Origin of the sequence: Bradyrhizobium sp. CW1, assembly GCF_023100665.1 — a bacterium.
In the GTDB taxonomy this organism is placed as follows: domain Bacteria; phylum Pseudomonadota; class Alphaproteobacteria; order Rhizobiales; family Xanthobacteraceae; genus Bradyrhizobium; species Bradyrhizobium canariense_D.
The window spans coordinates 6,737,356-6,761,146 of sequence record NZ_CP064684.1 but is presented as its reverse complement, the minus strand read 5'-3'; the positions used below and the strand labels follow the sequence as shown (position 1 = coordinate 6,761,146).

The window sequence follows — 23,791 nt, the reverse complement described above, 5'->3', positions numbered from 1 at the left end:
CCTGACGAGAGCTGGATGAGCGGATCAACCGAAAGGACGACTCTTTCCATGCGTGAAGCCGTTATTGTCGCCGCGAAACGAACCCCTATTGGCAAAGCCTACCGGGGCGCGTTCAACAACACCTATGGTGCAACTCTAGCCGCAGAGTCGATACGCGCAGCTGTGGTTCAGGCTGGTATCGATCCCGGCGAGGTCGACGATGTCGTCATGGGCACGGCATTGCCGCAGGGCACTACAGGCTATAACGTCGCTCGTCAGGCCGCGCTGCGTGCTGGTCTGCCGGCTACGGTGTCGGGCATGACTGTTGACCGGCAGTGCAGCTCGGGGCTTATGGCTGTAGCCGCGGCCGCCAAGTACATCGTAAACGACGGTGCCTCGATCGCGATCGGAGCGGGCGTAGAGTCGATTAGCCTGGTGCAAAACGAGAAGTCGAACCGCTTTATGACTGTTGACCCCTGGCTAGAGGAGCGCATCCCTGAAATTTGGATGTCCATGATCGAAACTGCCGAACTCGTTGCCGAGCGCTATGGTATCAGCCGTGAGGCTCAGGATGAGTACGCCCACCACTCACAGCAACGCACTGCACGGGCGCAAGCAGAAGGACGGTTCGCTCACGAGATCGTCCCGGTCACTACCACCATGAAAGTGGTGGTCGACAAAGAAACAGGCCAGACCACGGACAAGAAAATTACCATTTCCGCTGATGAGGGCAATCGTCCGCAAACCACGCTGGATGACCTCAAGAAGCTTCAGCCCGCTTTCAAAGGGGGCGCTACTTGAAGGAAGGCAAATTTGTCACAGCCGGCAACGCCAGCCAGCTCTCTGACGGCTCGGCCGCCGTCCTGATGATGGAACGCAAGGAAGCCGAGAAGCGTGGTCTACAAGTGCTGGGCGGCTATCGTGGTATGGCCGTAGCGGGTTGTCGTCCTGAGGAAATGGGCATTGGTCCGGTCTTTGCAATCCCGAAGCTCTTAAACCGCCACGGGCTCAAGATCGAGGACATTGACATCTGGGAGCTAAACGAGGCTTTCGCGTCTCAGGTGCTGTATTGCAGGGATAGGCTCGGTATCCCGTACGAGAAGCTGAACGTCTCAGGTGGCTCGATCGCGATCGGCCACCCCTATGGCATGACGGGCGCACGCTGCGTTGCGCACGCCCTGTACGAAGGGAAGCGCCGTGGCGCGAAGCTTGGTGTAGTCACGATGTGCGTCGGCGGCGGCATGGGCGCAGCGGGTCTTTTTGAGATCTAAAGCTATCGAGACGATCACCCGGTTGGTCCTCCGGCAGCGTCCCCCCAGGCAGACCAAGCCTCCCTCGTCCCAGAGCCGGCTCCTCTGGCCGCGGGTGCTTTTGGAAGGCTGTATCGAAGCGCTGCCAGTATCTCTCTTGGTTCGGCCTTCTTCGGCAAGGCCTCACTTGGTCCCGGGACTTACAACTATGGGCCGATGACCTGCAAGTGCGGCAGCTCGCCGCGAGGCCGCATCGCCAATTTGCTCGGAGCTTCGCGTCCGTCCGAGGCAGGAGCTTATGTATGAGGAAGTTCAAATAGGGGCGAAGGTTTAAGCGAGCGGCTCGCAACTTTGGGCTGGTTGGCGCCAATCCGGCAGCCCGCCAGAGGCTGCAAGCCAAACTGCATTCACTACATCGTGGATTGATTGCGAGAGCAGATATTTTGGCCGATCGATGCGTCACGACTGCCAAATATGCCGCCTTTGCGCGCAAACGAAAAGCCATACTTCTGGAGGCTTGGGTGTAGTGGTAGGCAGATGATTCACGTCCAAACTGGGGCAGGGATGAAGAGCGTCGATGAGGGAAGATGGCTGAAGAGTTGATTCCGTTGGGCGAGAAATTGTCTCGCTCTGCCCAAATGACGCCGGATAGACCAGCGGTGAGTTGCGGCGAGACCACAATTACTTGGGGTCAGCTTGAGGCCCGCGCGAGGCGCATCGCGCGTGCCTTAGAAGGGCTCGGTGTCCAGTTTGGCGATTTGGTTACGATCGGACTACCGAACAGCGTCGAGTTCATTGAGGCTTGCTGGGGTGTCTGGAAATTGGGCGCGACTCCGCAGCCCGTTTCCTTTCGACTGCCGCGGGCTGAGCTGCAGGCCATAGTCGAGCTCGCTGAGCCGTCGGTGGTAATCGCCTTGCCAGGCATGGAAACCGATCGCCGGCGCGTCACCGTGCAGGACCTGCTCAAGCTGTCTGAGGATGAGAGTCCGCTGAAGTCGCGCGCTGCTCCTGTCTCGGTGGCTATAGCGTCGGGGGGATCTACCGGGCGACCTAAGCTGGTGCTCTCCGGAAAACCTGGTCTGACGCCCGCTGAACCCAGTGGACCGGGCTTCTCTCGGTTTGGCCGGGGCGATACGGTTTTGATACCTGGGCCGCTTTATCATAGTGGGCCGTTCATCTTCGCCAAGGACGCACTAGCTTGCGACGTTCAAATCGTGCTGATGCCGCGCTTCGACCCGGAGGGCTTGCTAGCTGAAATAGAGCGGCGAAGGGCGACATGGGTCTATTTGGTGCCCACCATGATGAGCCGCATATGGCGGCTGCCGGATGAGGTGCGGGCCCGCTACGATCTCTCGTCGCTGAAGACGCTTTGGCACTTCGCCGCGCCCTGTCCGCCTTGGCTGAAGGAGGCCTTCATCAATTGGCTTGGGCCTGACGTCATATTGGAGCTCTATGGCGCGAGCGAGAACCAGGCAGGCACGATCATTACTGGCAGCGAATGGCTAGAGCATCGGGGTTCCGTTGGCCGCGTGGCCTGGGGTGAAATCAAGGTCGTTGACGCTGACGGAAACACGCTGCCGCCCGGAGAGACAGGCGAAATATATTTGCGCGAAGTCGATGGGGCAACGCGCACCTACGCCTACCGCGGCGCCACCGCGCGTGCGCTGCCCGGCGGGTGGGAGAGCGTCGGCGACATAGGTCACTTCGACGAAGACGGCTATCTCTATCTCGCCGACCGGCGCACCGACATGATTCTGGTGGGCGGGTCGAACGTCTATCCAGCCGAAGTCGAGGCCTCAATAGAGGAGCATCCCTTGGCGATCTCGTGCGCCGTGGTCGGTCTGCCGGATGAAGATATGGGCTCGTCCATCCACGCTATCGTCCAGGCGCGCGCTGGCCTGTCCGCCGAGGCGCTCCTGGCGCATTTGGCCGAGCGGCTGGTACCCTATAAACTCCCGCGCTCCGTAGAATTTATCGACAAGCCGCTGCGCGACGAGGCGGGAAAGGTGCGCCGAACACAGCTTCGCGAGGAGCGGATCTCCCGAGCGAAGGCGGTCGAGATCCAACCGGGAAAGATCCTATCGTCCGAGTAACGGCTGTGGCAGCCACCATCTTCCACGTGGATAGCAGTTGTTTGTCTGACTCCGCAGAACTTTGAAAGGACTGGGCTAGGAAAGGGCGCATTGCCGGGCGCGGTCAGCCGTGGCGACCGCATCGACGCGCTCTCTGACGACGAGATTCGTTAATTGACAAGTGAGTGCAAGCTCATCACGGACCTAGCCCTCCGCAGTCGCTCAGAAGCGATCTAGCAGTCTGCTGAAGAACCCCCTCGCCACGGAGGGGGCTTGATGATTCACTTTATCATCTCGAATCGGCGGAGGCGATCATGCGCGGCAGGTTTACGGATCAGGGCGGCCCGGTTTCGTACATTGCGCCGGATAAATGCGTGCCAGCAAACCATCCGCTGCGGAAGGTCCGGGAACTGGTCCGGGATGTTTTGAGTGATTTGAACCGCAGCCTTGGGAGGCTCTACGCCAGCAAGGGACGTCCTTCGATCCCTCCGGAGCAATTGCTGAGCGCCTTGCTGCTGCAGGTGTTCTACGGCATCCGCTCGGAACGCCAGTTGATGGAGCAACTGGACTATAATCTTTTGCATCGCTGGTTCGTGGGACTGTCGCCGGACGATCCCGTGTGGGACCCGACCACCTTCACCAAGAACCGGGAGCGGCTGCAGAACGGCGATGTGTTCACGAAGTTCATGACCAGGCTTCTGAACCATTCTCAGGTCAAATCGCTATTGTCGGACGAGCATTTTTCGGTGGACGGAACGCTGATCGAAGCCTGGGCTTCGCAGAAGAGTTTTCGCTCCAAGGACGGCAGCGGCGACGATGACGATGGCGCCAACTTCCACGGCCAGAAGCGCAAGAACGACACCCATGTGAGTATCAGCGACCCGGACAGCAGGCTTTATCGCAAGGCGGCCGGACGTGAGGCCAAGCTTTGCTATATGGGCCACGCCACCATGGAGAACCGGCATGGGCTGGCGATGGCCGGCAGGGTCACGCATGCCAATGGCACCGCCGAACGCCGGGCTTCGGAGGTCATGCTGAAGGCGAGACGCAAAGCCGCAGGCCGCCGCATCACAGCCGGTGAGGACAAGGCGTACGATACCGCCGATCATGCCGCCAATCTTCGCGCCATCGGCGTGACGCCGCATGTGACGCAGAACCAGGCCGTCACCAAAACCGGCAAGAACCGCAACAGCGCCATCGACGAACGAACCACGCGGCATCCGGGGTATGGCATGTCGCAATCGCGCCCGGCGATGGTCGAGTGCATTTTCGGATGGGGCAAGCAGCATGGCACCATGCGCAAGACCAAACATCGTGGCATCGCCCGCGTCGCCGCCGACTTCCTGCTCAATCTGATCGCCTATAACCTGATCCGCATTCCCAAACTGCTTGCCGCTTAGCCACCCCGCGTCAGGGTGCACCCAACAACAGGCCAAAAATTACGTCCAACTCCACCGCGCCGCTCCAACAACCGCCGGCGAGAACACGAAAACCCTCCATTTCAGAGTTCTTCAGCAGACTGCTAGAAGATCAACTGGTACGCCATGCGGGGAAAATCGAGGTGTTTCAGAAGATACTGAAATCAGCTGCAAGGTGGAAGCCTCAAAACTCCGGACGCCGGAGCGACTTGCCAATCTAATGGCGGTCTTCTGCATTCTCGGTTGGCGCGCCTCCTCTGGCTCACCTGCAAAATCGCATCACCCCAGACGCGTCACCGAAGCTCGCGTGACGGACACCGAGATCGCATTGCTCGATCGACTCATCAGTGGTGCCAGCGATCGACGATATCGCCCTGGAAGCCTTGCATTTTATCTCACCAAACTTGCTCGATTGGGTGGCTACCTGGCCAGGGCCGGCGATCCGTCGCCTGGAAATGTTGTCATCTGGCGCGGCCTCTCGGGACTCACAGACATCGAACTCGGCGCCGAAATCGCAGCCGCTGGAATTGTGGGTAGTTGAAAGGCTCGCCGGATGGTTACGCCAAAGCTGCCGAAGCTGGCCGGCTTCTTAGAGGAAGCCGAGACCGACGTGCCCGCCTAGGTCTCGTCGGTGCCAGCGCGCTTAGCTTCGTGGCGCAGGCTCCGCCTGGGCCCAGTCCAACGTGAGCACGACCAAGAAACTGCGGCACCCTGAAAATCACGAAATCACGACTGTCTGCCTCAAAACTCGGCGCAGTCGTTCGACAGCTACGCCTGCGATGCAAGCACAATCACAGCTCCAGCCCGGCCTATGTCTGCGGCGAGTTATCAACGGCCAAGTCAGACGGCGGCGTTCGTGGCGAGCTCGCGGAGAAATGTTGCTGCCCAGACAATCCACAGCGCGGCAAGGTCAAACTGCGTAAGGGGCTGTAATACTTCCGGAACAGTCAGGCGTATGCAGAAGCGCCAGCTCGTCGCCGACCAGTGGTATTCCAAGCGGCTCGCCCGCACCGTTCGGTGAAGACGGCGAGTTGAGATAGATCGATAGCTGGAGTAGTGACCCACACTCATGCAGTCAATAATGCGGCGGAGTAATCACCCAAACGACTTTTGCGGGGATCTGTCCAGGGTTGGCGCAGCGATGTTGTGAGGTACTGTTGAACGAAAAGCTATCACCCTCCTCAAGTCGGAAGCGCTTTCCGTCGACCCATAAGTCCAATTGGCCCGCGATCAGAATGCCTGCCTCATTGCCGTCATGGCTGTAAGCGCCGCTATCGGCGCCGGGCTCGATCGTGCTCAAAAGCAACTCGAGAGGTCCGGCGAGATTTGGAGATAAAAGCTCTTCAACGATGCCCAATCCAGTGAATGTGAGCCGTCGCCGGTGCGCCTTACGAACGATGACATCCCGTTCCTCGGAGCTAGCCTGCATGTTTCCGTTGAAGAACCAATTTATGTGCACGCCGAGAACATCGCTAAGCTTCTTCAAAATCCCGATAGGTAGCTTCGACTGGTTTCTTTCGATCTGGCTCAGATAGCCGACCGAGATTCCTGCGGCTTGCGCAAGTTGGGTGAGGGTCAATTTCTTTATTTTACGAAGTTCGCGGATCTGCCCGCCCACGGCGGCCTCTGCATCCATAGTAGATCCTGGCTGCGACGCCGCCCATTCATCCGCCGCTCGTATCGATCTTATAGCCATGAACGTTCGATTCTTTCGCCAACCGAAGGAAATCCAGGCACACCGCGCGCCGCGCCTTCTCTATAGATCGATAGATGGCACAACTTCAAAAAAAAGCGTTCATAATCGGAAGTTATATTCACAGATGTGAAAAACTATGCAATAATTTCACGAACATCGGGGATCGCGTAGTGACTGAAATTCCAACCTCAGCTCAAGTCGTCATCATCGGCGGCGGCATCATGGGCTGCAGTTTAGCCTACCATCTGACTCTTCGAGGTTGGACAGACGTCCTCGTGCTGGAACGGAAGCGGCTTACGTCCGGAACTACATGGCACGCGGCCGGCCTTGTCGGCCAACTCGGTGCAACTCACAATCTGACGCGATTGGCCCAGTATTCAACAGAGCTTTACGCTGAGCTCGAACGCGAGACCGGCCAAAACACCGGGTATCGACAGATTGGATCGCTCGCAATCGCAAATAACCAAGAGCGCTTTGAAGAACTCCGGCGTGGCGCTTCGATGGCCCGATGCTTTGGATTGGAAGTCAACATCCTATCTGCCAATCAGGCAGGAGATCTTTGGCCTTTGATGGCGACCGAGGATCTCGTTGGTGCGGTGCATCTGCCCAAGGATGGGCAAACCAATCCGGTGGATACGACGCAAGCGCTTGCCAAAGGGGCGCGAGTTCGCGGTGCGAAGATCTTCGAAAACACAGCCGTAACTGACATTCTCATCCGGAGCGGCCGTGCGACTGGCGTGCGAACAAAAAGCGATGAGATCGCCGCGGAATTCGTTGTGAATTGTGCGGGGATGTGGGCGCGGGAACTTAGCGCCAAGGTCGGCGCCAATGTGCCGCTTCATGCTGCCGAGCATTTTTACATCGTCACGGAACCGGTCCCAGAAATCCACAAGCACCTGCCGGTACTGCGTGACGCCGACGCCTGCACGTACTTCAAAGAAGATGCCGGCAAGCTGTTGGTTGGTTGGTTCGAACCGGTCGCAAAGCCATGGGGTATGCATGGAATCCCCGAGAACTTCGAATTCGACGCGCTACCGGACGACCTCGAGCACATTGAGCCGTTGCTTGAGCGGGCAATTCGCCGCGTGCCGATACTGGCAAAAGCGGGCATTCAGTTGTTTTTCAATGGCCCTGAAAGCTTCACGCCAGACGACCGGTACATGCTGGGAGAAGCGCCTGAAGTTCGAAATCTGTTCGTTGCGGCGGGATTCAACTCTATCGGTATTAGGTCCGCAGGTGGGGCAGGAAAGGTCCTGGCTGACTGGATTGTTGACGGCCATCCGCCGATGGACCTTTGGGATGTCGATGTCCGGCGAGTCATGCCGTTCCAATCAAATCGACTATACCTAAAAGATCGGACCGTTGAAACCCTCGGCTTGCTGTACGCGATGCACTGGCCGTTTCGTCAGCCTGATACAGCGAGGGGCGTTCGCCGCTCAGCTTTGCACGACCGTCTGCTGGCGCGGGGAGCTTGTTTTGGAGAGATAGCCGGTTGGGAGCGACCGAACTGGTTCGCACCGACGGCGCCCGAGGCAAAGTACGAATATAGCTACGGTCGTCAGAACTGGTTCGAATTTTCCGCCACAGAACACCGCGCGGTGCGAGAAAGCGTTGGCTTGTTTGACCAATCATCGTTCGCGAAATTCATACTTGAGGGGGATGACGCCGAATGTGTTCTCAACCGAATATGCGCCAACAACATTTCGGTCCCGGTCGGTCGTATAGTCTACACGCAATGGCTCAACGACCGAGGCGGCATCGAGGCCGATCTAACAATCACTCGTGAAGGTATGAATAAGTTCCTCATCGTGACCGCAGCGGCCACGCAAGTCAAAGACTTCGCCTGGCTGACGCGCCATATTCCCCACGGCGCTCGGGCTTTCGCCATAGACGTAAGCTCTTCCTATAGCGTGCTGGGTGTCATGGGTCCGAAGTCGAGAGATCTCTTGGGTAAGCTAACGGATGCGGAACTCTCGAACTCAGAATTTCCGTTCGCAACGTCGCGGATCATCGATATGGGCTACGCCAAAGTCAGGGCAAGCCGTATTACCTATGTCGGCGAGCTAGGATGGGAACTGTACATTCCTACTGAGTTCGTTCAGGGTGTGTACGATTGTCTCTGGGAAGCTGGAAGTGCGTTTGACATGCGCTTAGCCGGCTATCATGCGATGAACTCTCTCCGAATGGAAAAGGGTTATCGCCACTGGGGGCATGACATCACAGACGAAGATACTCCATTGGAAGCGGGGCTCGGGTTTGCTGTGGCTTGGTCGAAGCCACAAGGATTCATCGGGCGCGATGCCCTGCAGCGCCAGAGAGAAGCCGGGCCAAAGAAAAAGATGATCCACGTCGCCCTCAAAGATGCCACGGCATTGCTTTATCACAACGAGCCGATTTGGTGCGATGGAAAGCTTGTCGGCCGCATCACATCGGGCATGTTTGGGCACACGATAGGAACGTGCCTCGGCCTGGGTTACATCGACAGCCTAAATGGCAGTGTTGATAACTCCTTCCTTGAAAGCGCGAAATTCGAAGTTGAAGTTGCGGGTGTGCGCGTGCCTGCGCGTGCATCTTTCCGTCCCTTCTACGATCCCGGCAACAGCCGGGTAAAGGCGGCCCGGGAAGGCGCTCTCGTATCGGCTTCGGCCTTCTAACGTAGCTCACTCCTCATGATCGATGAGGTTACATTCATCATTCGCTAGTCACCGCGGACATCGAACCGATGCAAGAGCAAGAAGCTCGAATCGGCTGAGAAGGACCTATTAACTGGCGATGTGAACTTTAAGGGCCGCACTACCGGCGCACTCACCACGATTCTAAGTGGCGCCGATGGCGATCGGTTGCTCCCGCGGGAATAAGATGGATGCTCCTGTCGCTTCTTAGTACACACCATACGTTAACCTGGCGAAGGCTGTCCATCGGCGCCCTGCGGGCAGCAGAAATTTGCTGTCAGCCGGCTCGCGCACTACGCCACACGAGGACAAGTTTCACAGGGCGCAATTACGAGATCATTGTCCCGCCGTGAGATCACAAATTGCGGTTCATTCCCGAGTGCATCGAAAGACGATCTACAGCGACCTAAGCTAGTATCGCGGGGCTGCCATCTTCTGTGCGCGATTTAGAATTAGCGCATAGCCGGAAAAGCCACGGATGATGATAGTAAAACCGGAGATTGCGTGTCTTCGCATCATTGGACCCTGCTTTAGATGGGCGACCGGGCTTTAGGTAATCGTCATCAACTCAGGTGCCGGCCATCCCCGGCGGAAGTATTGCAATCGCTTCGGTGGGGCATGATCGCGGCACTTATGAAAAAGGACAGATAAAGTTCACGTTGACAAAAAATCTAGCCCATGTAGCGTCATCAGCATAACTTCTAGAGGATTTTTTTTGACAGTCGCTGGCAGAGGCAATTGCGCGCAGCAGGTCGCAGGATCATCTGTGTTCGGCTTTGCCGCGAATGGCTGCCGCTTTCATGCCACGTCCGCAGCTGTCGCTAAAAAATCAACTTCACACTCATTGCGCGAGCCACTGTTTCCTTCGAGGTCTACTCCCAGCGAGCCCAAATCGGACGGCAGCTCGCCCTTGAGCGCTCCGTTTCATTCGGTCATTTTGTTGCTTCTTCCTCGGCAGTGTCGGCATGTGGCGTGGCCGAGCGTGCAAGCTGGACCTCAACGTCAGGCTGCCCACGGAAGAGCGCCCCGGGCTTGTGTCTCATTGGATAAGGCGCGTGCTGCGATGGTTCCAGCGACAATTATCTCCGGATTTCTCGGTGCGGGGAAAACCACCCTCATAAATCATCTCCTGCACAACCCGGGAGATGATCGCCTCGCTGTTTTGGTGAACGACTTCGGGGCTGTTAACATCGATCAGGACTTGATCAAGGTCGAGACGCAAAATCGGATCGAGCTCAGCAATGGTTGCGTTTGCTGCTCCATCCAGGACGATCTGGCGGCTGGCTTGGTCTCGCTCAGCCGACTGCCGAACAAGTTTACGCGCGTGGCACTCGAGTGCAGTGGCGTATCGCACCCTGCAGGCATATTGAAGATCTTCGATAGCGATCCGGTTAGGGAGCTATTTTATGTCGACGGGCTGTTCTGTTTAATCGATACGTCCAACCTGCTCGATCTCGACTTTCGAAGCGCGGAGCTTGCAATCGATCAAGCCGCTATGTCCGATCTGGTCTTCCTGAATAAGACCGATTTGGTCTCAGAGGCGGTCCGCGTCGAGGTGCGGCAGACCCTTCAGGCGGCTCAACGGAGCATGAAGCTGTTGGAGGTTCTGCGGGCCGAAATTCCGACTGCCATTCTATTTGGTCCGCCAGAGGAACCAAAGCGCAGTCGACAACGAGCAGCCCCGGAGGACAACCACTCCGATCTGTATGAAAGCGCCTCGTTCTTTTGGCAATCTCCCGTCAACGCAGCAGCTTTCAAACGGTTCTGTGACGAGCTTCCCTCCCAAATACTTCGCGGCAAGGGCGTTCTAAGTCTGATGGTCAATGGAGAGCATCCGCTACGAGCACTCTTTCAGCTTGTGGGAAAGCGCTCTTCCGTCGAAGTGGAAACAGCAGACGGTCCCGAGATCAGTCGGATCGTCCTGATCGCACGCCGGGGAGAACTCGACAGACGTGCGATTGCTGCGGCCCTCAAGCTCTGTCCTGGGGCGCGTAGTTTCGTACCGATCGCGCGACCGCGGGGCCCGAAGGGTCCAATGATTTGCCAATAGAGAGTACGTCGAACTGGGGTGCCTAGATGAAGTCAGCCGACCGCATGTTTTTTGGTGGTCCAATCCGCACCATGGATCCTTCGAATCCTATCGTTGAGGCTGTTGCAGTCCGAGGAGGTAGGATTCTCGTGGTCGGTTCCAAGAAGGATGTCGAACTGTTCTGCGGTGTGGGCACTGAGAGAACAGATCTGAAGGGCAACGCGATGCTGCCCGGATTCGTTGAGGCGCATAGTCATCCCATGTCGAGTGGGATGCTGTGGGGGGAGCCAGTCGTGGATATTCGAGCTGTTCACGAACCGAGCTTCTCCGCGGTGGTTGCAAAGATGCGCCGTCGTGTAGCGAAAGCCAAGCCCGGTGAGATCATCTGGTTCCTCGGACTTGATCCGCAATTGCACGAGGGAATGGAAGAGCCATCGCGCGAACTCCTCGACGACATAGCTCCGAACAACGCCATCCTAGTCGGAACCTCCAACATTCACGGAATATACATAAACACGAAAGCACTTGCCGCCTTTGATATCGATGCTGATTACGCTCCTCCGCCCGATGGAAACTTCTTCAAGGCCGCAGATGGTCTTCCTTGGAAGTTTGAGGAAACGGCAGCCTGGCGAGTGATGGATCAGTTTTTCGCAATTTGTGGCGAGGAGCGGAAGAAGCGTAGCTTCGAGGAGTGGGTGCAGAAGTTCGTGAGAGCAGGGTATACCACAACGTCAGAGATCGGGATCAGCCCTGGTAACGCCAGAATGCTCCAGGCCGCAGTAAAATCGCGGCCAAACCCACTTCGTATTATTGGATACGAATCTCCTAAGGATGATGCATCAGTCCCTCTGAATTTTGGCGACGACGATTTCCGCATGATTGGCGTCAAGCTATGGGCGGACGGCTCCGTCCTGTTGGGAAATGTGTGGACCACCAAGCCATACCTCAACAATAAAATGACTGTTAAGGGGATGGGATTGCCCGAGAACAGCACGGGGCATGCGAACTATTCAGAAGACAAGCTGCACGAATTGGTCCTCAAATATGCGAGCGAGGGCTGGCAGGTGGCAATTCATGCCCACGGCGATCGTGCGATCGACATGGTCCTGAATGTCTACGAGAAGGTGATCGACAAGGTCGGGCCTAAGAACGTCTCAGGTCCGCTTCGCATCGAGCATTGCGGGATGATGCGCGAGGATCAGATCGACCGCGCCATCCAACTCAATGTCGTCTGCTCGTACTTTCTGCCTTACCTGCATCATTGGGGCGAGGCGATCCGTGATTACCTGCTTGGTGAAGAGCGTGCGGCTCGCTTCGTCCCCTCAGGCTCAGCCTCAAGAAAGGGCATGCGAGTTTCCTATCACTGCGATTCCCCAATGACATGGCCAGATGCCCTTGTCTGTCTGAACGTCGCGGTTAACCGAAGTACGATGAAGGGCGCGATACTGGGTCCTGAGCAGCGGGTCCCTATGGAAAGTGCGCTAAAAGCGATCACGATTGACGCGGCATACCATTTGCGGATGGAAGACAAGATCGGGAGCATTACCGTCGGAAAATACGCCGATTTCGTTGTTCTCGGGCAGGACCCAGTCGCATGCGAACCAGGCCGAATTCTCCAAATCCCAATTCTCGGGACAGTCGTCGGCGGACTTGACACTGAAGATTTGGAGAGTGTCTGATGAACGGGCCGCTTCTTCCTTGGTTGCACAGAGCGCAGCTGCGAGACCGAGAATATCCCCGTGGGCAGGGGACGTGGTCGATCAGGGCACTCGGGTGGCGCGGCGCCAACTAATAGCTTTCCGCCATTTGTCGAGACGACACAGTCGTCCCTGTCGTTCGCGAATTTCACTAGATGCACTGAGACTTCGCAAAACGAACAAGCAATGACGGCTGCCGTACGGGACTCGCGAAGCCTAGCTAGCCGCCGCTTCGGATCACCTTCACGATCTGCTTTCAACTGCCATGTCGTCGCATTCGCTTAGAACTAATCGATGGGAAGTTTCTTATAATGACAAGAAGGGTTCCCGAGAGGGCCGAAGTCGTGATCGTCGGCGGCGGCATAGCGGGCTGTTCGGTCGCTTATCATCTCACAAAGCTGGGCATCAGCGATATCGTCTTGCTCGAGCGGAAGCAGTTGACGTGCGGAACGACTTGGCACGCTGCCGGTCTAGTGACGCAATTGCGAGCCACACGAAACATGACCGAGCTTGCTAAATACACCGGGGAGCTGTTTCACAGTCTCGGCCCGGAGACAGGGCAGGAAACGGGTTTCAAACAGAATGGAGCTCTCCGCCTCGCCAAAAGCCCTGATCGTCTGGAAGAACTGCTACGCGGCGCTTCGATGGGACGCAACTTCGGCCTTGAGATGCATGCCGTCTCGCCTGCAGAGATCAAGGAGCGTTGGCCACTGCTCAATCTTGAAGACATTCTCGGAGGCGTATGGGCGCCGAAAGACGGCCAAGTAAACCCGGCCGATGTCACGCAAGCCTTTGCAAAGGGCGCGCGTATGGGCGGCGCGAAGATCATAGAGAACTTGCAGGTCGACCGGATTTTAGTTGAGCGCGGGCGTGCCGTTGGCGTCGCGACGAATGAAGGTAATATTCGTGCCAAGAAGGTCGTCGTTTGCGGTGGGATGTGGTCACGCGAGTTCGCAGCGAAGCAACGCGTTTCTCTGCCGCTCCATGCAGCGGAACATTTCTACGTCGTTACGGAGCCTATTGGGGATTTGCCTCGTGAGTTACCGGTTCTATTCGTGACCGACGAAGAGGCTTACTACAAGGAAGACGCCGGGAAGCTGCTTGTGGGATGCTTTGAAAGGGATGCTAAGCCATGGGCTCGCGACGGCATACCGCCGGAATTCTGTTTCGACTCGCTGCCTGAGGATTTCGACCATTTCGAACGAATTCTCGATATGGCGGTCAAGCGGGTCCCGGCGCTTGCCAACGCTGGCATACAGCTGTTTTTCAACGGCCCTGAAAGTTTCACGCCTGACAATCGATATCTGCTTGGGGAGACCTCCGAGGTGTCGGGGCTCTTTACGGCCTGCGGCTTTAATTCCGTCGGCATTTTGTCGTCCGGGGGCATCGGAAAGGCGCTCGCCTTTTGGATCAAGGAGGGGCACGCACCGGTCGATCTCGCCGATGTCGATGTTGTCCGCATGCAACCGTTCCAATCGAACAAAACGTATCTCTACGACCGCACGAAAGAGGTTCTTGGCCTTCTCTTCGATATGCATTGGCCGTACCGTCAATACGCGACTGCACGCAATGTTCGTCAAGGCGTCTTCCATGATCGGTTGAAGGCGCTCGGTGCAGTGATGACGGAGGCCGCTGGATGGGAAAGGCCCGGGTACTTCTCCCTCGACGGAAAGGCAAAGGAAATCGAATATTCATACGGCCGGCAAAACTGGTTCGATATTGTCGGTCAGGAGTCCCGGAATGCAGCCGGGAAAGTCGCACTCTTTGATCAGAGTTGCTTCGTCAAGTATATGGTCGATGGGCGGGACGCCTGTGCGGTCCTCAGCCGGATCTGTGCCAACAATGTGAACGTGCCCGTTGGCAAGCTTGTTTACACACAGTGCTTAAACGAGCGGGGTGGAATAGAGGCCGACATCACAGTCACTCGGATTGCAGAGGATTCTTACCTGGTCGTGACGGCGGCGACGTCGCAAACTCGAGACTTAGTTTGGTTACGACGCAACACTCCAGATGAGGCCCGCGCTTTTATCCGGGACGTAACGTCGGGATTACCGATGCTCGGTCTTATGGGGCCTAGTGCGAGGCCATTGCTCGAGCGGTTGTCAGGCTGCGACCTCTCGAATTCGGCCTTTCCGTTTGCATCGAGCCAGGAAATTGAGATCGGCTATGCGAAGCTACGCGCAAGTCGCGTCACGTATGTGGGCGAGCTCGGGTGGGAACTGTACGTACCCGCCGAGTTCGCCGCGCATGTCTTTGACAGGGTCGTTGAGGCGGGCGCTGATTACGGTTTGTCACACGCTGGCTACTTCGCCCTTGGCTCTATGCGCATGGAAAAGGGCTATCGCCACTGGGGCCATGACATCGGGCCAGAAGACACGCCCTACCAGGCTGGCCTCGGCTTTGCCGTGAAACTAGAAAAACCGGAAGGGTTCATTGGCCGCGAGGCATTGCTGCGACAGAAGGAACAAGGACCCCTACGCCGCCGGCTCGTGCAATTGCGCATGGTCGAACCAGATGCCCCTCTTGTATATCATCAAGAACCCATATGGGCCAATGGTCGCCTCGTCGGATCCGTCACCTCTGGCGCCTATGGACATCGTGTCCGAGCCTCCCTCGGCATGGGCTATGTCGAAAACGACGACGGAGTAGATGCTTCGTTCCTTTCCGCATCACAATTCGAGATCGAAGTGGCCGGAAGGCGCCACAAAGCCATAGCCCAATTTGCTGCGCAATATGATCCATCCAATTCGAAGATACTGGCGTAGCGTCAGCGTGATCCGCGCCTCGTCTGCTGCAACGGTACGTCGGAATGGGGTGCCTAGATGGACACAGCCGACCGACTTTTTGATGGTCCAATCGTCGCACGCATCTCGCGTTGAAGCTGTTGCAGTCCGTGAAGGACGGATTCTTGCGGATCTCGGTTGTCCGACCTTCATTCGCACTCAAATCGGTAGAAAGTGCAGGTCACAATGAGCGAGATCACAGTATACCGGGCACGCAGCGTCATCACAATGGATGCCGGTCGGCCTTTTGCTCATTGTGTCGCCGTCATGGACGGCCGTGTGCTCTCGACCGGAACAATCGATTCCATGCGGCCATGGCTCAGCCGTCATTCCTACAAGATCGACGACACATTCGCGGACAAGATCATCATGCCAGGACTGATCGATCCACATACCCATTTCGCGCTCTCGGCCGGTTACCTTGCTACACACTATATTGGACCAATCGATTCGCCCGGGCCGCAGGGGATCAATCGCGGCCTGCCGACTCGGCGCGAGGTCATTGCCAAACTGCGTGAAGCTGACAGTTCCGCTCCCGATCCCACTGCGCCGTTGATTGCGTGGGGGTTAGATCCAGCGTCGCAGGGGGGTCATCTCCACCGCGACGAACTGGACGAGGTCTCCGACACGCGGCCCATCTGGGTCATCTCCTACGCGCCGCACTTTACTTATCTGAATAGCGCCGCGATCTCGTGGGCCACAATTCCAGCAAATTCGAACGTCCACGGTGTCATGCGATATCCCGACGGGCGATTGAACGGCCAGTTCGTCGAACTTGAGGCTGGCCGCCTTGCGCTCGGCGCAATGCGGGATGTGCTCGCCGAGCGAGGGGGCGCGGAGGGCCTGCGGAGGATGGGCGATATCGCGCGCAAAGCCGGCGTGACCACGACCGCCGACATGGGCAGCAACGAAAGCGAATGGCAGTTGCATTCGACGGTGGTGTGCGACCCAAACTATCCGGTCCGCATGGGGCTCGTGCCATTGGAAATGTGTCTCTACGCGGATCACGGTGGCGACGCCGCGGATTTCTTGCTGGATGCAATGAGGAGGAGCAACGATAAGTTGTTTATCCGCGGCATTAAATTCCTGTCGGATGGTTCATTCCCCGCGATGTCACTGCGTCTGAATTTCCCCGGTTATCTCGATGGAAGTAACGGCCTTAGAAACGACATTCCCTGGGATGCGCTTCACGAACGAATGCTTCCGTTCTGGAAAGCCGGAATCCAAATCCATTGTCACGCAAATGGGGATGAGGCGATTGATGCCTCGCTCGATGCACTTGCCACGCTGCAAAACATCGCGCCAAAGTTCGACCACCGCTTCACCCTGGAGCACTACTGCATCAGTAGGCCGGACCAAGCCCGCCGCCTCAAGGCGCTTGGTGGGATCGCCAGCGTGAACAACTACTTTGTGCACTATCGCAGCCAGGTCCACAGCGAGCACGGGTTTGGTCCGGACCGCTCAGAAGCAGTGGCACGACTTGGTTCTCTGGAACGTGAGGGCGTGATCTTCGCACTGCATTCCGACTATTCACTCGTTCTTGTGCCTCTGCATCCGCTCACGGCGGCATGGGTTGCCGTAAATCGAATTGCTCGCGACGGTAAAACGGTTCTTGCCCCGGGCGAGAGGGTTGGTGTCGAACGCGCGCTGCGAGCAATCACGATCGACGCCGCATACGTCCTTGGCGCTGAGCAAAAGCTAGGCAGCCTCGAGCCCGGCAAGTTTGCCGACTTCGCGATCCTGGAGAGCGATCCATTTGAAGTCGATCCAATTGGACTGAAGGACATCAAGGTCTGGGGCACAGTGCTTGGCGGAAAGCTGCAGCCGGCATGACTCGCGAAGCGCAGAAGCCGCTAGATAGCGCACTAGCTTCGCGCCATCGCGAAGCAATGAAGATGTTGATGGGAATATTCGAAGCTGCTCGGCTGATCCCAGCAGGCGTGCAAACTGGCCCGACGTTGCCGTTGACTCTCATCAGCGGCTTTCTCGGCGCTGGAAAGACGACTCTGATCAACCGGCTACTCTCCGAACGTCATGGGCGGCGGATTGCCGTGCTCGTCAACGATTTTGGTGCCATCAACATCGACCAAGACTTGATACGCTCTCGGAGCGACGAGGCCATCGGCTTGACGAACGGATGCGTCTGCTGTTCGATATCAGGAGATCTCACCAAGGCGTTGCTGCGGCTGCTTCAGCGGTCCGAACCGCCAGATGCAGTTGTCCTCGAAGCCAGCGGCGTCGCTGATCCACATGGCATCGCACAAGTAGCGCTGGCCAATCCTGCAATCCGGCTAAACGGCATCCTGACTTTGGTGGATGCGGAAACATTCCTTGGCCATGTTGAAGACCCTGAAACTGCGTGGCTTGTCTCGTCCCAACTTATGGCCGCGGATCTAATCGTTCTCAACAAGGTCGATCTGCTAGATGGCGGGGCGGACTTCGTTCGTACTCGCATTGAGCAAATCGCGGCACCACGGACCATCGTTGAAGTCGTGCAAGCCGATGTTCCCGTCGATGTCGTTCTCGGGATCAGCACCGAGCGCACCTCGAGAATCCGGTGCACGACGGAAGGACACGCCTCGTCCTTCGCAAGCTGGACAGGCTCTTGGGAGGTTCCGCTCGATCGAGAATTGCTTTTGGCTGCGCTGCGCGAGCTCCCGGCCCATGTTATCAGGGCGAAGGGGGTTTTCACCCTCCAAGATGACCCGGTGCATCGCTCTGTTTATCAGCGCGTCGGAAGACGGGAGAGCTTTGATCGAGACACAGCAGCTCGATCCTGCCGAACCTCTAGCCTCGTTGTTATAGGTCCATCATCGGGGTGGAGCGAGCGCGATGTCGAGCGGCATTTTGCTGCGGTCGCCACCCGTCCAGCGAGAACCATGCTGAAGGACGAACAATGACCGAGCTCTTGGCGCTTGCTCCGGCTTGGCAGATTCATCAAGAATTGGCCGCGTTGACGTCGACTGCCTCAGCACCCGGGGACAAGTGATCACCGAAACTCCTCGTTCTCTACTCCTGGTTTCACGGACGCGATTTCAAGGCGGCCTCCAGTCGATGCTCAGATACGCGGCCCGCATGGTTGCCCTTCACAGGGTGTGTTCCCAGCCGCATTCGTCGCGCGGTGCACCAACGCCACTGATGAGCAGATCGGCTATCAGTTGCCAGCCCATATTCCAAAGCTCACACCGCCGGCGTGGTTGCGCACGACATGAACCCTCACACTCTGGCAGGTTAACGCAGAATTGCATCAATGCGAAGGGACACATCGATGAATTTCGGCTTTAGCACACTGATACTATCCTGATGAAAGAACGCACTTTCTGTCGACCTCAAGGTCGCGTTTGAACACAAGTAGGGACGGAATGCTTCGGCTGGTCAAGCGCAGAGCCTCATTTACGACCATCCGCATGGTCTCGACGGGCACCTCGAGAAGCTGCCATCCACAAGAACCAACGTCGTGCTCTGGTAGTCGGCGGCGCGGGTGATCGCTGGGCGCTAGGACGCGCGGGGGATGAGGCCGATGCCACACACGAAAGATGCCTTCTCAAGTTTTCTGCACGTGCGTGCCCGGCGGCCATTATGATTTTGTAACAAAGCTGCCGAGGTCCGGAGTGCAGCTCGAGTCCGGTGCGGCGATCACCATCGGTCGGAAAACCTGAAAATTGTCGGGTGCTCGATGCGGCGGGAGGACGATCCGAGGGCACCGTCGACAAGGCGGGCAGGGATCTTAAGCAGCGCCGTCTCCATACCGGAGCGGCATAGTGGGAGGGTTAGACGATGAGGAAATCATGGATGAGGGCGAGCGCCGTTGCCTTGACTGGGCTGACATTGGGCATGCTCGCGCCTATGAACCCCGCCTTTGCGGGCGATCAGCTCACGATCACCTCCTGGGGCGGAGCCTATCAGACGACCCAGCGCAAGGCCTATTTCGAGCCCTTCACAAAGGCGACCGGAATCAAGATCACTGAGGACGAGTACAATGGCGAGACCACCAAGATCCGCGCCATGGTCGAGTCCAAAACCGTAAGCTGGAACCTGGTCGACATCGGCGAATCGGATGCCATAAGGCTATGTGATGCCGGAATTCTCGAACCCATCGACTGGAGCAAGCTGGGCCTCGACCGTGCTAAGTTTCGGGGCGCCGACGGCTATGACTGCGGCGTACCCATGCAGTTCACCAGCATCGTCATCGTTTATGACAAGGACAAGCTGGCCAACGGCCCGAAGACCATTTCCGACCTCTTCGACCTGCAGAAGTTTCCTGGCAAGCGGGGACTGCTTAAGGATCCCTACTCTAACCTCGAATGGGCGCTGATGGCCGACGGCGTGGCCGTCAAGGACATCTACAAGGTGCTCAACACGCCGGAAGGCGTCGACCGCGCCTTTAAGAAGCTCGACACGATCAAGAAGGACGTTGTCTGGTGGACGGCCGGTGCGCAGCCCCCGCAGCTTCTAGCCGACGGGCAGGTTGTCATGACCGCAGCCTATAGCGGCCGCATCTCCGATGCCGTCAAGAACTCCGGCAAGCATTTCGAGATCATGTGGGATGGCGTGCTACTGAGCTTTACCGGGTGGGCGATTCCCAAGGGCGCTTCGCGGCAGGACGACGCGTACAAGTTCATCGCCTTCGCCGGTTCGCCTCAGGCGCAAGTCGAGTTCACGCGCTACATGCCCTATGGTCCGGCCAACCAAGACGCGATGCCACTTATCGATCCGGCGATCATGCCCCAACTCCCCACGGCCCCGGACCATGACCGTGTTGGCTTGAAGGTCGACTCCAAGGTCTGGGCTGACAAGGGTACCGAGTTGCGCCAGCGCTTTACCGCCTGGCTCGCAAAGTAAGGTCCAACGTAGGAATGGCGCGGAGGGCGTCCTCCTCCGCGCCATCAGTGGCCTTCACTGAACTAAGCAAAGGCGGCGCGCAAGGTAACGGTGCAAACTTGCGCCCGATCCGGGGATCGCAACTCTATATTTGTTCGCAAAGAGACCGTGGATGGCTGACACCAAGATCAAAACCGGTTCAGTCTCCGGCAAGTTCCCGTGCCGCAAGTTAGCAGTGGGCTTTGTTTTATTGCCGAATTTCACTTTGATCGCCTTCTCCTCAATCATCGATCTGTTACGATTGGCTGCAGATGAGGGGGACCGAAGTCGTCCCGAACGCTGCTCCTGGAGCATTCTCGCGCCGGATCTTAATCCGATTTCGGCAAGTTGTGGCTTGCAAGTCGCGCCCTGGGAGACGTTCGACCGGCCAGAACGCTTCGACTACATCGTGGTCGTCGGCGGATTGCTGGATCGCGGCCTCATCTATCATTCCAGGACGTTGCAGTTCCTTTGTCAGGCAGCTGATCGTGGCGTATCGATCGCCGGCGTGTGCACTGGAAGCTTTGCACTAGCGGAGGCGCAGCTTTTGCAGGGGCGCAAGTGCTGCGTGAGCTGGTATCATTTTCCAGATTTTGTTGAGCGTTACGCCGATATCATTCCTGTTGCGGACCAATTATTTGTCGAAGATGGCAAGTTCATCACCTGTGCTGGGGGACTCGCAGCGCTCGATCTTGCGGCTTGGATGGTCGAACGCCACTTGGGGCCGGGCCGCGCCCAAAAGAGCCTACATATCATGATCACCGACGAGGCCCGCATTGCAGCCCACCCGCAGCCTCAACCACCAAGTATGGCAACGGTCGACGACACGCGGGTTAGACGCGCCATGCTGGTAATTGAGCAAAACCTGAGTACGCCGCCCAAGACTCTTGACATAGCCATCAAGGTTGCTCTGTCGAAACGACAGCTCGAGCGGCTCTTTCGAAGTGCCACGGGAAAGAGCATTCAAGAATTCTCACGCGATCTGCGCATCTTTTACGGCCTCTGGCTTCTTGCACAGTCGCACAACTCCATCACATCGATTGCGACCGAGAGCGGCTTTTCAGATGTTTCGCACTTCAATCGGGTCTTTCGAGGAACGTTTGGCTGCACGCCTTCGATTGCCCGCCGTAACGGAATCGCTTCCATGAATGCGCTAATTCAGGGTTGGCAGGACAAGCAGGCAGGAAGTCCCGCCGCGCGGTTTGGCTCCATTGGGTTATCAGTGCCAGATTGGAGGCTCATCCAGCAGCCGTTGACTACATCGTCCGACAGGAACAATGGAGGTGAGATGATCCGAGAGATTAAGATCGATCCCGCGGGCTTCCTGCAACGCGAGCGCCGGCCGTACTTCTGATTGTCAGCTCGATCAACAAGGGTCGGCTCGTCACGGGGGTGTCGACGGGCGCCTGCGCGTTGTCCGAACGCCAACATCGTCAAAGTTCGCGACAACGGGCGCGTGCGGCTTATGCACCGTTACCGTTACGGCATCCAACCCCGCATACGTTCGAAGTAATTCCTCCGCGATCGCCGCAGCCAGTGGCTCGAGCAAGCAACGTCCCGAGGCGGCAAATGACTTCATCACTAGGGTTACAACCTCTGAGTAGTCTATGGTATCATTGACGTTGTCAGACAGACCGGGCTGCATCAAGGTGGTCGGCGTGTAGATCGACGTCGATGACAAACTTCTGGCCGAACTGCGCTTCGTGAGGAAGAAGCCCATGCCGGGCGTGTACGACCAATGCTTTTATGAAACTCGTGTTGTCAAAGCGATGGCCTAACATGGCTCTCAATGGCTCCTCAGCGGTGCGCCTGCTGATCAGGTGAAAATTCCTCAGGCGCAACCTTCAAAGGGTAAGGATCTTCGGCCATGCTGACCAGCATGAGCGTGCCAAAACTCTCGCATCTGTCGGCATTTACCCACTGCACGGCAGAAGGACTTCATGTTGTATCTCATCAAATTGCTCCGCCAGACGGAACCGGGGTCCCTGTTGCAGTGTCGCCAACATCCAAGATTGTTGACGCTCTTATGCCTGTATGCCGGATGGGAACAAGCTAGGTTTGGTTCAAAGGAGTGCGCCGGATGCAACGGTTCTCATTATTCTCTCTCTTGCGCGGAGGATTTACGGGCCAGCTTCATTGGCAGCCCCAATGGCGCTCGCCCGATCCGAAACCTGCGTATAATGTTGTCATCATTGGGGGAGGCGGCCATGGGCTCGCCACCGCGTTCTATCTAGCCAAGAAACACGGGATAACCAATGTCGCGGTCGTCGAGAAGGGATGGCTTGGTGGCGGCAACACCGCACGAAATACTACGATCATCCGATCGAACTATCTGTTTGACGAGAGTGCGCGGCTCTATGATCACGCACTGACTCTATGGGATGGATTATCGCGTGAGCTGAATTACAACGTGATGTACTCCCCGCGCGGCGTATTGATGCTGGCGCACAACATTCACGACGTGCAGGTCTTCAAGCGGCATGTCCATTCGAACCGACTGAACGGTGTCGAGAACGAATGGCTCTCACCGGAGCAATGCAAGGCATTCTGTCCGCCGCTCAACGTCGGCGGCTCCATGCGCTACCCTATCTTGGGTGGTGCATTGCAACGTAAAGGCGGAACCGCGCGACACGATGCGGTGGCTTGGGGCTATGCACGAGCAGCTGACGCCCTTGGAGTTGATCTCATTGAGAACTGCGAAGTCACCGGCATTCGCCGTGGGCCTTCTGGCGCCGTCGAGGGCATCGAGACCACGCGCGGTTCGATTCGCGCGAAGAAGATCGGCATCGTAGCGTCAGGCAACAGCAGTGTCGTCGCCCGTATGGCGGGCCTACGGCTGCCACTCGAAAGTTTTCCGTTGCAAGCGCTGGTGTCTGAGCCGGTGAAGCCCGTGTTCCCGTGCGTCGTGATGTCGAACACGATTCATGCCTACCTCTCGCAATCTGACAAGGGCGAGCTCGTCATTGGTGCGGGCACTGACGCGTACATCTCGTATGCGCAGCGAGGAGGTCTTCACATTGCTAATCACACGCTGGACGCAGTCTGCGAATTGGTTCCGATGTTCCGCAGGCTACGCATGCTCCGCAACTGGGGCGGTATCGTCGATGTCACCCCGGATCGGTCGCCGATTATTGGTAAGACTCCCACACCAGGTCTCTTTATCAACTGCGGGTGGGGCACCGGCGGTTTCAAGGCAACACCGGGTTCGGGCGATCTGTTCGCGTGGACTATTGCAAAGGACGAGCCGCATGCATTCAATGCCCCGTTCACGATCGAGCGATTCCGGGACGGATTCCTGATTGACGAGGCGGCCGCGGCTGCCGTGGCTCATTAGC

Annotated in this window: 15 protein-coding genes and 1 pseudogene; 13 read left to right on the top strand and 3 right to left on the bottom strand. The window is 57.5% G+C overall.

Going from position 1 to position 23,791, the window contains the following annotated elements:
* Positions 1-48: 48 nt before the first annotated feature.
* The 4 genes and pseudogenes from IVB54_RS32555 to IVB54_RS32540 all read left to right on the top strand — a co-directional run bounded on the left by IVB54_RS32555 (position 49) and on the right by IVB54_RS32540 (position 5,260).
* Positions 49-1,250, top strand: a pseudogene (locus IVB54_RS32555) (acetyl-CoA C-acyltransferase).
* 566 nt (positions 1,251-1,816) lie between these two features.
* The gene (locus IVB54_RS32550) at positions 1,817-3,322 is read left to right on the top strand and encodes an AMP-binding protein (protein WP_247776681.1); all 1,506 of its coding nucleotides are present in this window, start codon (positions 1,817-1,819) and stop codon (positions 3,320-3,322) included.
* A gap of 293 nt (positions 3,323-3,615) precedes the next feature.
* Positions 3,616-4,701, top strand: a complete 1,086-nt coding sequence (locus IVB54_RS32545; RefSeq protein WP_247776680.1) for an IS5 family transposase — start codon at positions 3,616-3,618, stop codon at positions 4,699-4,701.
* 325 nt (positions 4,702-5,026) lie between these two features.
* Positions 5,027-5,260 carry a hypothetical protein gene (locus IVB54_RS32540; protein WP_247776679.1) on the top strand — a complete coding sequence of 78 codons (234 nt, stop codon included), beginning with the start codon at positions 5,027-5,029 and terminating at the stop codon, positions 5,258-5,260.
* 534 nt (positions 5,261-5,794) lie between these two features.
* On the opposite strand, the gene IVB54_RS32535 is transcribed toward IVB54_RS32540, so the two are convergent.
* On the bottom strand, positions 5,795-6,355 hold the full coding sequence (locus tag IVB54_RS32535) for a cupin domain-containing protein (protein ID WP_247776678.1): 561 nt from the start codon (positions 6,353-6,355) through the stop codon (positions 5,795-5,797).
* Between the two features lie 134 nt (positions 6,356-6,489).
* Here IVB54_RS32535 and IVB54_RS32530 point away from each other — a divergent pair, with 134 nt between their 5' ends.
* From IVB54_RS32530 to IVB54_RS32495, 8 genes are all read left to right on the top strand, one after another.
* Positions 6,490-9,069 (top strand): FAD-dependent oxidoreductase, encoded by a 2,580-nt coding sequence (locus IVB54_RS32530; protein WP_256465312.1) that lies wholly within the window; start codon positions 6,490-6,492, stop codon positions 9,067-9,069.
* Between the two features lie 1,081 nt (positions 9,070-10,150).
* Positions 10,151-11,137: a GTP-binding protein gene (locus IVB54_RS32525; protein ID WP_247776677.1), complete on the top strand. Its 987-nt coding sequence runs from the start codon at positions 10,151-10,153 to the stop codon at positions 11,135-11,137.
* A 26-nt stretch (positions 11,138-11,163) separates the two neighbouring features.
* Complete coding sequence (locus IVB54_RS32520) at positions 11,164-12,795, top strand: amidohydrolase (protein WP_247776676.1); 1,632 nt, start codon at positions 11,164-11,166, stop codon at positions 12,793-12,795.
* A gap of 329 nt (positions 12,796-13,124) precedes the next feature.
* Positions 13,125-15,578, top strand: coding sequence for an FAD-dependent oxidoreductase (locus tag IVB54_RS32515; protein ID WP_247776675.1), 2,454 nt, complete (start codon positions 13,125-13,127; stop codon positions 15,576-15,578).
* Between the two features lie 204 nt (positions 15,579-15,782).
* Complete coding sequence (locus tag IVB54_RS32510) at positions 15,783-17,429, top strand: amidohydrolase (protein ID WP_247776674.1); 1,647 nt, start codon at positions 15,783-15,785, stop codon at positions 17,427-17,429.
* Complete coding sequence (locus IVB54_RS32505) at positions 17,426-18,496, top strand: CobW family GTP-binding protein (protein ID WP_247776673.1); 1,071 nt, start codon at positions 17,426-17,428, stop codon at positions 18,494-18,496. Before IVB54_RS32510 ends, IVB54_RS32505 begins: the two co-directional genes overlap by 4 nt.
* 892 nt (positions 18,497-19,388) lie before the next feature.
* Positions 19,389-20,438, top strand: a complete 1,050-nt coding sequence (locus IVB54_RS32500; RefSeq protein WP_247776672.1) for an ABC transporter substrate-binding protein — start codon at positions 19,389-19,391, stop codon at positions 20,436-20,438.
* A 151-nt stretch (positions 20,439-20,589) separates the two neighbouring features.
* Positions 20,590-21,810, top strand: a complete 1,221-nt coding sequence (locus IVB54_RS32495) for a GlxA family transcriptional regulator (RefSeq protein WP_247776671.1) — start codon at positions 20,590-20,592, stop codon at positions 21,808-21,810.
* A 30-nt stretch (positions 21,811-21,840) separates the two neighbouring features.
* On the opposite strand, the gene IVB54_RS32490 is transcribed toward IVB54_RS32495, so the two are convergent.
* Together IVB54_RS32490 and IVB54_RS41805 are read right to left on the bottom strand one after the other, a co-directional pair.
* Positions 21,841-22,101, bottom strand: coding sequence for a dihydroneopterin aldolase (locus IVB54_RS32490; RefSeq protein ID WP_247777541.1), 261 nt, complete (start codon positions 22,099-22,101; stop codon positions 21,841-21,843).
* On the bottom strand, positions 22,082-22,237 hold the full coding sequence (locus IVB54_RS41805) for a dihydroneopterin aldolase (RefSeq protein WP_346658837.1): 156 nt from the start codon (positions 22,235-22,237) through the stop codon (positions 22,082-22,084). The genes IVB54_RS32490 and IVB54_RS41805 overlap by 20 nt, the downstream gene beginning before the upstream one ends.
* Before the next feature lie 299 nt (positions 22,238-22,536).
* Between IVB54_RS41805 and IVB54_RS32485 the strand changes: the two genes are divergently transcribed.
* On the top strand, positions 22,537-23,790 hold the full coding sequence (locus IVB54_RS32485) for a sarcosine oxidase subunit beta family protein (protein ID WP_247776670.1): 1,254 nt from the start codon (positions 22,537-22,539) through the stop codon (positions 23,788-23,790).
* The last annotated feature ends 1 nt before the right edge of the window (position 23,791 follow it).